The organism is Kitasatospora sp. NPDC094015, from assembly GCF_040304075.1.
GTDB lineage: Bacteria > Actinomycetota > Actinomycetes > Streptomycetales > Streptomycetaceae > Kitasatospora.
Map to the genome: position 1 here is coordinate 104,789 of NZ_JBEOUL010000008.1, position 12,218 is coordinate 117,006.

Annotated in this window: 7 protein-coding genes and 1 pseudogene; 4 read left to right on the forward strand and 4 right to left on the reverse strand. The window is 77.5% G+C overall.

Annotation, left to right across the window (positions count from 1 at the left end):
- Positions 1-20: 20 nt before the first annotated feature.
- A pseudogene (locus ABT014_RS12935) lies at positions 21-5,660 on the reverse strand (type I polyketide synthase); the annotation flags it as partial.
- A gap of 249 nt (positions 5,661-5,909) precedes the next feature.
- On the opposite strand from ABT014_RS12935, the gene sigJ reads away from it, so the two are divergent.
- Positions 5,910-6,791 carry an RNA polymerase sigma factor SigJ gene (sigJ, locus tag ABT014_RS12940; protein ID WP_350638750.1) on the forward strand — a complete coding sequence of 294 codons (882 nt, stop codon included), beginning with the start codon at positions 5,910-5,912 and terminating at the stop codon, positions 6,789-6,791.
- Between the two features lie 156 nt (positions 6,792-6,947).
- Complete coding sequence (locus ABT014_RS12945; protein WP_350638751.1) at positions 6,948-8,291, forward strand: NAD(P)/FAD-dependent oxidoreductase; 1,344 nt, start codon at positions 6,948-6,950, stop codon at positions 8,289-8,291.
- Positions 8,292-8,310: 19 nt separating this feature from the next.
- On the opposite strand, the gene ABT014_RS12950 is transcribed toward ABT014_RS12945, so the two are convergent.
- Positions 8,311-9,057, reverse strand: coding sequence for an MBL fold metallo-hydrolase (locus ABT014_RS12950; RefSeq protein WP_350638752.1), 747 nt, complete (start codon positions 9,055-9,057; stop codon positions 8,311-8,313).
- The gene (locus tag ABT014_RS12955) at positions 9,054-10,046 is read right to left on the reverse strand and encodes a saccharopine dehydrogenase NADP-binding domain-containing protein (protein ID WP_350638753.1); all 993 of its coding nucleotides are present in this window, start codon (positions 10,044-10,046) and stop codon (positions 9,054-9,056) included. The genes ABT014_RS12950 and ABT014_RS12955 overlap by 4 nt, the downstream gene beginning before the upstream one ends.
- A gap of 176 nt (positions 10,047-10,222) precedes the next feature.
- On the opposite strand from ABT014_RS12955, the gene ABT014_RS12960 reads away from it, so the two are divergent.
- Together ABT014_RS12960 and ABT014_RS12965 are read left to right on the forward strand one after the other, a co-directional pair.
- On the forward strand, positions 10,223-10,714 hold the full coding sequence (locus ABT014_RS12960) for a MarR family winged helix-turn-helix transcriptional regulator (protein ID WP_350638754.1): 492 nt from the start codon (positions 10,223-10,225) through the stop codon (positions 10,712-10,714).
- Between the two features lie 52 nt (positions 10,715-10,766).
- On the forward strand, positions 10,767-11,468 hold the full coding sequence (locus tag ABT014_RS12965) for a class I SAM-dependent methyltransferase (protein ID WP_350638755.1): 702 nt from the start codon (positions 10,767-10,769) through the stop codon (positions 11,466-11,468).
- A 40-nt stretch (positions 11,469-11,508) separates the two neighbouring features.
- Here ABT014_RS12965 and ABT014_RS12970 read toward each other — a convergent pair whose 3' ends face one another.
- Positions 11,509-12,084 carry a TetR/AcrR family transcriptional regulator gene (locus tag ABT014_RS12970; protein WP_350638756.1) on the reverse strand — a complete coding sequence of 192 codons (576 nt, stop codon included), beginning with the start codon at positions 12,082-12,084 and terminating at the stop codon, positions 11,509-11,511.
- Positions 12,085-12,218: the final 134 nt, after the last annotated feature.

A 12,218-nucleotide genomic window follows, 5' to 3' on the forward strand; every position in this document is an offset into this window, starting at 1 on the left:
TTCTCCGGGGTGACCCGGTGTCACGCCCTGGCGGTGGTGGCGCCGAGCAGCCAGGCGTGGACCGCCTCGGCCGTCGAGTCGGCGTTCTCGTTCATCAGCGACCAGTGGTCGCCGGGGACCTGCACGGTGCGGTGGCCGTGATGCCACACACCGTCCCAGTCCTGGTCGGTGAGCAGACCCTCCTCCCAGCCCGGGACGGGGTCGGCGGCCCGCACCATCAGCATCGGGGTGTCCAGCCGGTTCGGCTTCCAGCCCTCGAACAGGTGCAGGTGGTGGGCCATCGCGGTGAGCTGGTCGTCCGTCATCAGCGCGAACGCCTGCTCGTCCAGCGCCATGCTGCGGAACAGCGGCCGGATCCGGTCCCAGGAGCCCGCCACCAGCGGCAGCGAGTCCAGCAGGACCACCCCGGCCGGCCCGGCGCCCAGGCTCTCCAGCCGGTCCGTCACCGCGTGCGCGAAGCAGCCCCCGGAGGAGTAGCCGGCCAGCGCGTACGGGCGGTCGCCGAAGTCCCGCCGCAGGGTCCGCGCGTGCAGGTCGACGATCAGGTCCCAACCGGCGGGCAGCGCCTGGCCGTCGCCGAACCCCGGATGGGTGTACGCGTACACCTCGCGCCGGCCGCCGAGCTGTGCGGCCAGCCGGGCGTAGTTGTGCGGGCCGGAGGGCGCGATGATGGGCGGCAGGCAGACCAGCGCCGGCTGCTCCGGTGGGCCCTCCGCCAACCGGACCGGGCCCGGCCGCGGCGGCAGCTCCTCCAGGCTCCGGAACACCGGCCGGATCCGCGCCGCGGCGCTCAGCAGCTCCAGCCCGTCCAGGTAGCGGTTGTCCGCGCAGGCCCGGCGGTAGAGCCGGCGGATGCTGCCCGACCACCCGCCGGCGGGCTCCGGCTCGGGTGCGGCCGGGGCCGGCGCCGCGGCCCGGGCCAACTCCGCGCTGAGGTGGTGGGCCAGCGCCCGGGCGGTCGGGTGCTCGAACACCATCGGGGTGGGCAGCCGCAGGCCGGTCGCCGCCGCCAGCTCCTGGCACAGCCGCACCGCCGCCAGCGAGTCGAAGCCCTGGTCGAGCAGGCTGCGGGCCGGATCGATGTCCTCGGGCGAGGCGTGGCCGAGCAGCGCGGCCGCCCGGGCCCGGACCAGCGCCAGCAGCGCGTCGGGCCGCTGCGCCTGCGCCATCGCGGCGAAGTCCGGCCCGGCGGTGACGGTCGCCGGTACGGCCTGCGGCTCCGCCACCGGGCGGGCGGGCCGCAGCTCGTCGAACAGCCGGCTCGGCCGGGCCGCGGTGAAGGCCGTGACGAACCGTTCCCAGTCCACCTCGGCCACCGTGGTCGCGCTCTCCCCGGCCGCCACCGCCTGCCACAGCGCCTCGTCCGCGGCCTGCGGCTCCATCGGCACCAGGCCGCGCCGGCGCAGGTGGTCGGCGACCGCCGGATCGGCGGCCATCCCCTCCTGCGCCCACGGGCCCCAGGCCACCGAGGTGGCGGCCAACCCGGCCGCCCGGCGGCGGTGCGCCAGCGCGTCCAGGAAGGCGTTGGCGGCGCCGTACGCGGCCTGGCCGCCGCTGCCCCAGACCCCGGCGATCGAGGCGAAGGTGACGAAGGCGTCCAGCGGCACCCCCGCGAGCAGCTCGTCCAGGTGCACCGCGCCGGCCACCTTGGCCCGGACCACCTCGGCGAACTCGGCCGGTTCGGTCTCGGTGAACGGGACGAACCGGCCGCTGATCCCGGCGGCGTGCACCACCGCCGTCAGCTCGCCGGCCAGTGGGGCCAGCACCGCGGCCAGCGCGGCCCGGTCGGCGACGTCGCAGGCGACCACCGTCACCTCCGCGCCGGCGGCGGCCAGTTCGGCGGCCAGCCGGGCGGCGCCGGGGGCCTCCGGGCCCCGCCGGCCGACCAGCACCAGCCGGCTCGCGCCGTTCGCGGCCAGCCAGCGGGCGGCCCGGCCGCCGAGGGCACCGGTGCCGCCGGTGACCAGTACCGTCCCGCGCGGGCGCCACCGGCCGGGCCCGGCCGGACCGGCCGCCAGCAGGCGGCGCACCGACCGCCGACCGCCGCGCACGGCGATCTGGTCCTCGCCGTGGCCGCCCGCGAGCACCGCGCACAGCGCGGCCAGGTCCTGCGCTGCGGGCTCCGGCGGCAGGTCCACCAGACCGCCCCAGCCGGCCGGCCGCTCCAGCGCGAGGGTCCGTCCGAGCCCCCAGTGCATCGCCCGGGCGGGCTCACCGGCCGGATCGCCGGCCCCGACGGAGACGGCCCCATCGGTCACGCACCACAGCGGGCACCGCCACCCGAGGTCGGCCAGCGCCCGGGCCAGGGCGAATTCGGCCGCCAGCCCACCGGCCAGCACCGGGTGCCCGGCGTCCGGCGACCCGTCGCGGGCCAGCAGCGAGAGCACGCCGTCGAACGGCGCCCCGGCGGCCCGGGCCGCGGCCAGCAGTTCGGCCGGCTGCCGGTACCCGCCCGCCGGCCCACCGCCGAAGGCCAGCGGCACGGCCTCGGCCCCGGCTCCCGCCAGCGCGCCGAGCACCCGCGCGGCGAAGCCGTCCGGGACCGCGCCCGGCACCACCACCAGCCAGCGACCGCCGAGCGGGCGACCGGGCCGGTCCGCCATCGGCTGCCAGCCCACCCGGTACCGGCCGGGCCCCCGGTCCTGCGCCGCCCCCGCCCCGGCCCGCAGCCGCGGCGGCTCCAGCCAGTAGCGCCGCCGCTGGAAGGCGTACGTCGGCAGGTCCACCCGCCCGGCCCGGCCGAACTGCGCCGACCAGTCCACCGGCACCCCGGCCACGTGCAGCCGGGCCACCGCCTCGGCCAGCGTGCCGGCCTCGCCGCGGCCGCCCTGCTGGGCGGCGAGCAGCACCGGGCGGGTCTCCGCGCCGTGGTCCAGGCAGTCGTGCCCGAGTGCGGTCAGCACCGGATCCGGCCCGAGCTCCAGGAAGTGGGTGGCGCCCCGCTCCTGGAGGCCGCGCATGCCGTCCAGGAAGCGGACCGCGCCGCGCGCCTGGCGGGCCCAGCGGTCCGGGTCGGCGAGCTCCCGGTCGGTGGCCGGCCGGCCGGTGAGGGTGCAGAGCAGCGGGATCCGCGCCGGGTGCGCGGTGACGCCCGCGACCACCTGCCGGAACGCGGCCAGCATGCCGTCCGTGTGGGGGGAGTGGAACGCCTGGGCGACCGGGAGCCGCTTGGTGCGCCGCCCGCGCGCCGCCCACTGCCGGGCCAGCTCCAGGGTGGCCTCCGCGTCGCCGGACACCACGGTCGCGAGCGGCCCGTTGACCGCCGCCACGTCCACCAGGTGCGCGCGGCCCGCCAGCGTCGCCCGTACCTCGGCCTCGGTCGCGGCGATCGCGACCATCGCACCGTCCGCGCGGCAGTCCTGCATCAGCCGGGCCCGGGCGGCCAGCACCGTGGCGGCGTCCGGCAGCGACCACACGCCGGCCACGTGGGCGGCCGCCAGCTCGCCGACCGAGTGCCCGAGCAGCAGGTCGGGCCGCACGCCCCAGGCCTCCAGCTGGCGGAACAGCGCCACCTCCAGGGCGAACAGCGCGACCTGCGCGTACTCGGTGCGCTCCAGCAGGGCGGCCTCCGCGCTGCCCGGGGCGGCCAGCAGCACCTCGCGGACCGGGCGCGCCGGGCGCGGGCCGCGACTGCCGTCCACCGCGTCGCAGACCGCGTCGAAGGCGGCCGCGAAGACCGGGTGGGCCGCGTACAACTCCTGCCCCATCGCCGGGCGTTGACTGCCCTGGCCGGTGAACAGGAAGGCCAGCCGGCCGGCCCCGCCGGCCACCCCCTGGTACAGCCCGGGGCGCGGGCGGCCGTCGGCCAGCGCGGCCAGCGCGTCCATCAGCTCCGGCCGCCCGCCACCGACCAGCACCGCCCGGTGGTCGAACCGGCTGCGCCCGGCCAGCGTGAGGCCGACCTCCGCCGCGCCCAGCCCCGGGTGGGCGCGCAGGTGTGCGTGGAGCCGCTCGGCCTGGCCGCGCAGCGCCGCCTCGCTCCGGCCGGAGACCACCCAGGGGACGGGGGCAGCCGGCTCGGGCCGGGGCCCGGCCTGGGCGGGCAACTTCACCTGCGGCGGCGCCTGTTCGAGGATCACGTGCGCGTTGGTGCCGCTCACCCCGAAGGCCGAGACGGCGGCCCGCCGGGGCCGTCCGGTCTCCGGCCAGGCCCGGTCCCGGCCGAGCACCTCGACCGCCCCGGCCGTCCAGTCCACCTGACGGGACGTTTCCTCGGCGTGCAGGGTGCGCGGCAGCCGGCCGCGTTCCAGCGCCAGCACCATCTTGATCACCCCGCCGATCCCGGCGGCCGCCTTGGAGTGCCCGATGTTCGACTTCATCGAGCCCAGCAGCAGCGGCCGGTCGGCCGGACGCCCCTGGCCGTAGGTGGCGAGCAGCGCCTGCGCCTCGATCGGGTCGCCGAGCGCGGTGCCGGTGCCGTGCGCCTCGACCGCGTCCACCTCGTGCGCGGCGAGCCCGGCGTTGGCCAGGGTCTGCCGGATCATCCGTTGCTGCGCCGGGCCGTTGGGCGCGGTCAGCCCGTTGCTGGCACCGTCCTGGTTCACCGAGCTGCCGCGGATCTGCGCCAGTACCCGGTGCCCGTTGTGCCGGGCGTCGGACAGCCGCTCCAGCACCACCACACCGACCCCCTCGGCCCAGCCGGTGCCGTCGGCCTGCTCCGAGAACGACCGGCAGCGCCCGCTCGGGGACAGCCCGCGCTTGCGGCTGAACTCCAGGAACACCCCGGGCGTCGCCATCACCTGGGCCCCGCCGGCCAGCGCGAGCGAGCACTCGCCCGCGCGCAGCGACTGGACCGCCAGGTGCAGCGCCACCAGCGAGGAGGAGCAGGCGGTGTCCACGGTCAGCGCCGGGCCCTCCAGGCCCAGGGTGTACGCGATCCGGCCGGAGGCGGCACTGGTCAGACTGCCCATCAGCAGGTGCCCCTCGTACTCCTCGGGCGCCTCGTGCCAGCCGGGGCCGTAGTCCTGGTACGCGATGCCGACGAAGACCCCGGAGCGGGTGCCCTTCAGCGCCAGCGGGTCGATCCCGGCCCGCTCCACCGCCTCCCAGGACGCCTCCAGCAGCAGCCGCTGCTGCGGGTCCATCGCGGTCGCCTCGCGCGGGCCGATCCCGAAGAACGCGGCGTCGAACTCGTCCGCGTCGTGCACGAACCCGCCCTCGCGGGTGTACGTCGTGCCGGAGTGCGCCGGATCCGGGTGGTACAGCCCGGCCAGGTCCCAGCCGCGGTTGCGCGGGAAGCCGCCGACCGCGTCGCGGCCCGCCGCCAGCAGCTGCCACAGCTCCTCGGGGGAGCGGACCCCGCCCGGGTAGCGGCAGGCCATCCCGACCACCACCACCGGATCGGCCGGGCTGCGGCCGCCCTCGGCGGCGGGCACCGGGATGCTCACCCGCTCGCCGAGCAGCCCGGCCCGCAGGAAGCCCGCCAGCGCGTCCGGGGTCGGGCAGTCGAACAGCACGGTGGCCGGCAGCGCCAGCCCGGTCCGCTCGGCGAGCCGCCCGCGCAGCTCCCGGGCCAGCTCCCGATAGATCCCCAGGCTGCGCCAGGGCTGCGCGCCGGCCACCCGCCGGTGCCGGTCCCGCCCCAGGACGGCGTTGACCTCGGCGGCCACCAGCTCCGACAGGAACGCCTCGCGGTCGGCGCCCGCCAGCTCGGCCAGCCTGTCGCGTACAACGCCCATCTCACGCACTCCCTGGTTCATCCGTTCCACCACTCGGGCGGGCGCCCGCAGACGCCCGCGGTGGGTGTGCTCCGTCGACCGGACGGGGACGCTGTCCATTCATCAGCTCAACGACGGGCCGCCCCCCGAGGCACGTGTGCGAGTGGTTTTCGGCCGGGGCCGGACCGTTCGGTCACATCCGCACCGCCTGGCGCGTCAGGGTGGTGGGAACACCGACGAAAGGGACGGCAGATGGACGGGCGCGACCTCTTGGCGCAGCGGTTCGAGGAGCACCGGGGGCACCTGCGGGCGGTCGCCTACCGGATGCTCGGTTCGCTGAGCGAGGCCGACGACGCCGTGCAGGAGGCCTGGTTCCGGCTGAACCGCTCGGACGACGCGGGCATCGACAACCTCGCCGGCTGGCTCACCACGGTGGTCGCCCGGGTCTCGCTGGACATGCTGCGTTCGCGCTCCTCACGCCGGGAGGACCCGCTCGACGTGCACGTGCCGGAGCCGATCGTCAGCGGCGCCGACGGGGTCGACCCCGAGCACCAGGCGGTGCTGGCGGACTCGGTGGGCCTCGCGCTGCTGGTGGTGCTGGAGACGCTGGCGCCGGCCGAGCGGCTGGCCTTCGTGCTGCACGACATGTTCGCCGTGCCGTTCGACGAGATCGCCCCCATCGTCGACCGCAGCCCGGCCGCCGCCCGGCAGCTGGCCAGCCGGGCCCGCCGGCGGGTGCAGGGCCGGGAGACCGTGCCGGACGACCTGCCGCGCCAGCGCGAGGTGGTCGGCGCCTTCCTCGCGGCCTCGCGCGGCGGCGACTTCGACGCCCTGCTCGCGCTGCTCGACCCGGACGTGGTGCTGCGCGCGGACGGCGGCGCGCTCTCCGCCGGCATGTCCCGGCTGGTGCGCGGCGCCGGGGCGGTGGCCGGCCAGGCCGTCACCTTCTCGCGGTTCGCCGCGTACGCCCGTCCGGTGCTGGTCAACGGCGCCCCCGGGCTGGTCACCGCGCCGGGCGGCAAGCCGCTGTCGGTGATGGGGTTCACCGTGGTGCGCGGCCTGATCGTGGAGATCGACATCCTGGCCGACCCCGAGCGCCTCGACCGGCTGGAGCTGACCGTCCCGCAGGAGTGACCCGCACTCCCGCGCGCCCCTCCCGCGCGCCTCCGCGTCCCTCCCGCGCGCCGTCCGGACACCCGGCGGTGTCCGGACGGGCAGGGCGCTGACCCCCGCTCAACAACCGCCGCCGCAGCGGCCGTCCGGCCCGACCCGAAGCCCTAAGCTGGGCGCATGGCGACTTCGGGCACCACCAGCACGGACAGGTACGGCACGGCGGTCGTGATCGGCGGTGGGCTGGCCGGCATCCTGGCCGCCTGGGCGCTGCGCGGCAAGGCCCGCCGGATCGTCGTGGTCGAGCGCGACCGCTACCCGGCCGGCGCGGACGTCCGCGTCGGCGCCCCGCAGGGGCACCACGCCCACCTGCTGCTGGAGGGCGGCCGCCGGGCGCTGGAGGAGCTGCTCCCCGGCATCGGCGCCGAGCTGGACGCCCGGCAGGCCCGGCTGATCGACGTGCCCGACGGCATGACCTGGCTGAGCTCGGCCGGCTGGATGCCCCGGTTCCGCTCCGGCCTCGCCTTCGTCTCCTGCACCCGCCCGGTGCTCGACCACGCCGTGCTGGAGCGGGTCCGCGCCGAACCGTCGATCGAGTTCCTGGAAGGCACCGCCGTGCTCGGCCTGCTCGGGGACGGCGCCGCCGTGACCGGTGTCCGGGTACGCCCCAGGGGCGCGGCCGGCGGCGACGCGACCGACCTCCCCGCCGAGCTGGTGGTGGACGCCTCCGGCCGCTCCACCGACCTGCCGGACTGGCTGACCGCGGCCGGCTTCGCCCCGGCCCCCGAGGAGCGGGTCGACCCCGGGGTGGCGTACGCCAGCCGGCTCTACCACCGGCCGGCCGGGGCCGATCCCGACCAGCGGGCGATCTACCTCCAGACCAAGGCGCCCGACCAGCCCCGGTTCGGCGTGCTGCTCCCGGTCGAGGGGGACCGCTGGCTGGTCACCGTCGGCGGCATGCGGGGCGCCGAACCCGCCCCGGGCGAGGCCGGGTTCGCCGCCGAACTGGAGCGCCTGCGCGACCCGATCCTGCGCGACCTGGTGGCCGGCGCCGAACCGGCCGGCGAGGTCCGGGGGTTCCGCCCCGGGCCGGGCGTGCGACGGCACTACGAGCGGCGCTCGCCGGAGGGCCTGGTGGTGGTCGGCGACGCCGCCTGCACCTTCAACCCGGTCTACGGGCAGGGCATTTCGACCGCGGTCTTCGGCGCCCGGGCGCTGCGGGACGCCGTGCGGGCCCACGGCATCGGCCACGCGGGCGCCCGGGAGGCGCGTCGCGGGGTGGCGGCCGCCTCGGCCGACGCCTGGCTGATGTCCAGCAGCGAGGACGTCCGCTTCCCGACCACGACCGGCGGCCCGTCCGGCGCCGCGGTCCGGATCCAGCACCGCTACCTGGACCGGGTGATCGCCCGGGCCGCGGTGGACGAGAACGTCTGCGCGGCCTTCGTCGCCGTGATGGGCCTGACCCAGGCACCCACCACGCTGTTCCACCCCCGGGTGCTCTGGCCGGTGCTGCGCGGGGCCTGAGCCGCGCCCCGGCGCCCGCTCAGCGCAGGCCCGCCGCCAGCGCCAGGTCGGCGGCCTCGGCGATGCCCGCCGTCCAGGGCTCCCCGTGGCCGGGGAGCACGGTGTCCGCGTCCAGGCCGGCCAGCACCCGCAGCGAATCCTGCGCCAGGGAGCTGTCCTGGGTGAAGGCCCGGCAGATCAGGCACGGTCCGCTCCGCCCGCCGACCGTGTCGGCGGTGACCAGGGCGTCCCCGGTGAAGGCGACGCCGTGCTCCGGCAGCAGCACCGCGGAGCTGCCCGCGGTGTGGCCGGGCGCGTGCACCACCAGAGGGCGCCCCGGCAGGTCCAGGCGCTCGCCGCCGCGGAAGGTCCTGGGGTCGGGCACCGCCCGGGTGGTCGCCGCGCCCAGCCGGGCCAGGTGCAGCGGCGCGCGCAGCGCGGCCGGCCGGCGCAGCGCGTACCGGGCGAGCGAGCGCTCGGGCTGCCAGTGCTGCGCGGTCCGCAGCGGGGCACGGACGATCGGCGCGTCCGCCTCGTGCACCCAGACCTCGGCCCCGGCCTCGCGGTTCAGCCGCCGGGCCAGGCCGAGGTGGTCGAGGTGGCCGTGGGTGACCAGGACCGCCCGGATGTCGTGGACCGAGCGGCCGATCCGGGCCAGTTCGGTGGTCAACCGCCGCCAGTGGCCGGGCAGTCCGGCATCGACCAGGGTGAGGTCGGTGCCCTCCTGGACCAGGTAGAAGTTGACCAGCGGGTCGCCGAGCCGGAGCACTCCGGCGGGCAGGGTCACCGGTGCTCCTGCGGCCGGCGGGCGCCGGCGTCCAGGGTGACTGTGCAGCCGGCGGCCTCGACCAGGGCGGGGCCGTACAGCGCGCCAGGGGTCCAGGCGCCCGGTGCGCCGTCGGCCAGCACCCGCAGCGCCGTGCCGGCGGCGATCGCCGCGCTGACGGCGAAGCCCTCGCCGCAGCGCAGTTCGGCCGTCAGCGGCCGGCCGGCCCGGTCCACGGCGCGGGCGTACGCGAAGGAGTCGACGCCGGCGGTGGCGGGGGAGCCCGGGGCGGGGGCGTAGGCGGTCACCGATCCGGCGCCGCCGGAGGCCCGGTGGGCGGTCTCCAGGTCTCCGACCGGCACCGGCAGCATCCGGCGCTCGGCGCCGCCGAACCGCAGGGTGGTCAGGCCGGTGCCGAGCGGGGCGTGCTCCAGCCGCCCGCTGGCGTAGTACGCGGTGCCGTCGGCCAGTGCCTCGGCGACGGTGGTCCTGACCCCTTCGGTGGCGTACGCGGTGACGGCGGCCGAGGCGACCTCGACCCGGGCGAGCGGTGCCCCCGCCCGCTCGCGCAGCCGCAGCACCAGCGCCTCGGTGACGGCCGGCCCGAAGCCGGCGCCGGTCACCAGCGTGACGCCGCGCGCCCGGGCAGCGGAGTCCCGCGCCAGCAGCGAGCGGACGGCGGTCAGCTCGTTGGCGAGGTCCACGTACGGGGTGCCGGCGGCCAGGCAGGCGTCGATCACGGCCCCGGCGAGCCGGGCGAACGGGCCGACGGTGTTGAGGACGAGCCGGGCGGAGCCGACGGCGGCGGCGAGGGCCGCCGGGTCGTCGAGGTCGAGCGGCAGCAGGACCGGGGCGGGCGAGCCGGGCGGCAGCGCGGCGGCGGTCGCGGCGAGCCGCCCGGGGTCGCGGCCGGCCAGCACCAGGCGGGCGCCGCGGGCGGCGAGTTCGACGGCGGTGAGCCGGCCGGCGGTGCCGGAGGCGCCGATCAGGAGGATGTCGGGGGTGGTCATGGGCCCTCTCTCGGGGTGGGGCGGGTGGGGCCGCGGCAGTAGCATGGCGGCGTCATGACACAACATCGATGCAGTGTCATCAGTGTCGTGTCATCGATGTCGTGTCACTGAATATTCTGGACCCGAGCAGCCGCTGTCAACCCCGCGTCCGGCCGCGCGGGAGATCAGGAGCACCCGTGAACAGTTCGCCCGAGAGCCCCGAGCACGCGGGGTGGTTGGCCGAGGCGCGCCTGCTGATCCTGGCCGCGCAGCGGGAGGGCAGCCGCCAGCTGGGCGCCTCGCTGCGCGAGGTCGGGCTGACCACGGCGCAGGCCGAGGTGCTCGAGGTGCTGCACGCCGCGGGCGAGCTGACCCTCGCCGAGCTGGGCCGCCGGCTGGTCTGCGAGGCCGGCAGTCCGAGCCGCCTGGTCGACTCGCTGGTCCGCGCCGAGCTGGTCACCCGGACCCCGAGCGCGCAGGACCGCCGCACCGTGCTCCTCGCGCTCGCCCCGGAGGGCGCCGCCCGACTGGCCCGGCTGGGCGCGGCCGGTGCCCCGCTGACGGCGTTCATGGCCGAGCGGCTCGACCCGGAGCAGGCCCGGACCCTGGTCGACCTGCTCGGCCGCCTGGTCCGGGACACCCCGGGCGGCCTGGCCATCGCCCGCCGCGCGGCCGACCATACCGGCTGAGGGCGGGCGGCACGCTCAGGGGTTGTCGGTGCCGGCTGCGAGGATGTCGGCCATGACCGACCGATCCGCCGCCATCGCCGCCTTCTGGGACTCGGCCGCCTCCTCGTTCGACGAGGAGCCCGACCACGGGCTGCGGGATGCGAGCACCCGTGCCGCCTGGGCGCGCCGGCTGGCGGCCTGGGTGCCGCGGGAGCCCGCCGATGTCCTCGACGTGGGCTGCGGCACCGGTTCGCTCGCCCTGCTGCTGGCCGGTGCCGGGCACCGGGTGACCGGCGTCGACCTGGCGCCGGGGATGGTCGGGCGGGCGCGCGAGAAGTTCGCGGCGGCCGGCCTGCCGGGCCGGTTCCTGGTGGGTGACGCGGCGCTGCCGCCGACCGGCGGGCAGACCTTCGAGGTCGTGCTCTGCCGCCACCTGGTGTGGACGCTGCCCGAGCCCGAGAGCGCCTTGCGGGAATGGGTGAAGCGCCTTCGGCCCGGCGGCCGGCTGGTGCTGGTCGAGGGCCGGTGGCGCGAATCGGGGCAGGGCGCGGCGCCGTACGTGGCCGGGGCGGAGCAGCTGCCCTGGGGCGGCGGGGTCGGCGCGGCCGACCTGGCCGCCGCGCTGCGTCCGCTCGTGGACGAGCTGCGGATCGAACCGCTCGGCGAGGACGTGCGGCTGTGGGGCGGCCCGGTCGCCGACGAGCGCTACGCCCTGATCGCCCGGGTCGGGGTCGACCAGGGCGGGGGGACGGCGGCGGTTCGGCCGCGCGGTTGAGCGCACCGCCGGCGTCCGCCGTCCGAGAGCGTGGATGCGGTCAGCCGTCGGTCGGGAGTGCTTCCTCGATCACGGCCCGGGCCAGCGGGCGGGCGTGGTCGAAGGCTGCGTCGCGGTCGTCGAGGGAGGTGGCCAGTGCCGTTGCGCCCTCGAAGAGCACGGACAGCCGGCGGCCGAGCGCCTCCGGGTCCCGGGCGCCGGCGGCCCGTGCCTGCTCCGTCACCCGCTCCTGGAACCGCCGCTTGTAGGCGACGATCACCGCGCGGCCCGGGTGTCCGGGCTCGGTGAGCTCGACCGAGGCGTTGTGCAGCGGGCAGCCGCGGAAGGTCGGCGGCGGCGGGTCGAAGAGGGCCAGCAGCCGCTCCCGGGGGGTGAGTTCGGGCTGCTCCAGGCGGCGGTCCAGCAGTCGTCCGCTCTGGGTCGCCCGCTGGAGGTACGCCGCCACCAGGTCGTCCTTGCTCGCGAACTGCTGGTACAGCGTCCGCTTCGAGACGCCCGCCACCTCGACCAGCTCGCCGATCCCGGTGGCGTTGATGCCGTGCCGGTAGAAGAGCGTGGCCGCCGCCGCCAGGATCCGCTCGCGCGGCGCGTCCGCCGCCGTCCTCAGGCTTTCCATGCACCCATGGTACCGAGTGGTACCGCATATGTGAAACGGTGCTGTGAGCTGCGTCACAGCGTATTGCGGTACCGATCGGTTTCCACCCGGTGTTAGCGTCTGTGAAAAACTCGTGCCGGAGCCGGGTGTGCCAC

Excerpts from the sequence above, each read along its gene's own strand:
- ABT014_RS12955 (WP_350638753.1), bottom strand. The coding sequence starts at position 10,046 with ATGACCACCCCCGACATCCTCCTGATCGGCGCCTCCGGCACCGCCGGC.
- ABT014_RS12965 (WP_350638755.1), top strand. The coding sequence starts at position 10,767 with ATGACCGACCGATCCGCCGCCATCGCCGCCTTCTGGGACTCGGCCGCC.
- sigJ (WP_350638750.1), top strand. The coding sequence starts at position 5,910 with ATGGACGGGCGCGACCTCTTGGCGCAGCGGTTCGAGGAGCACCGGGGG.
- ABT014_RS12945 (WP_350638751.1), top strand. The coding sequence starts at position 6,948 with ATGGCGACTTCGGGCACCACCAGCACGGACAGGTACGGCACGGCGGTC.
- ABT014_RS12970 (WP_350638756.1), bottom strand. The coding sequence starts at position 12,084 with ATGGAAAGCCTGAGGACGGCGGCGGACGCGCCGCGCGAGCGGATCCTG.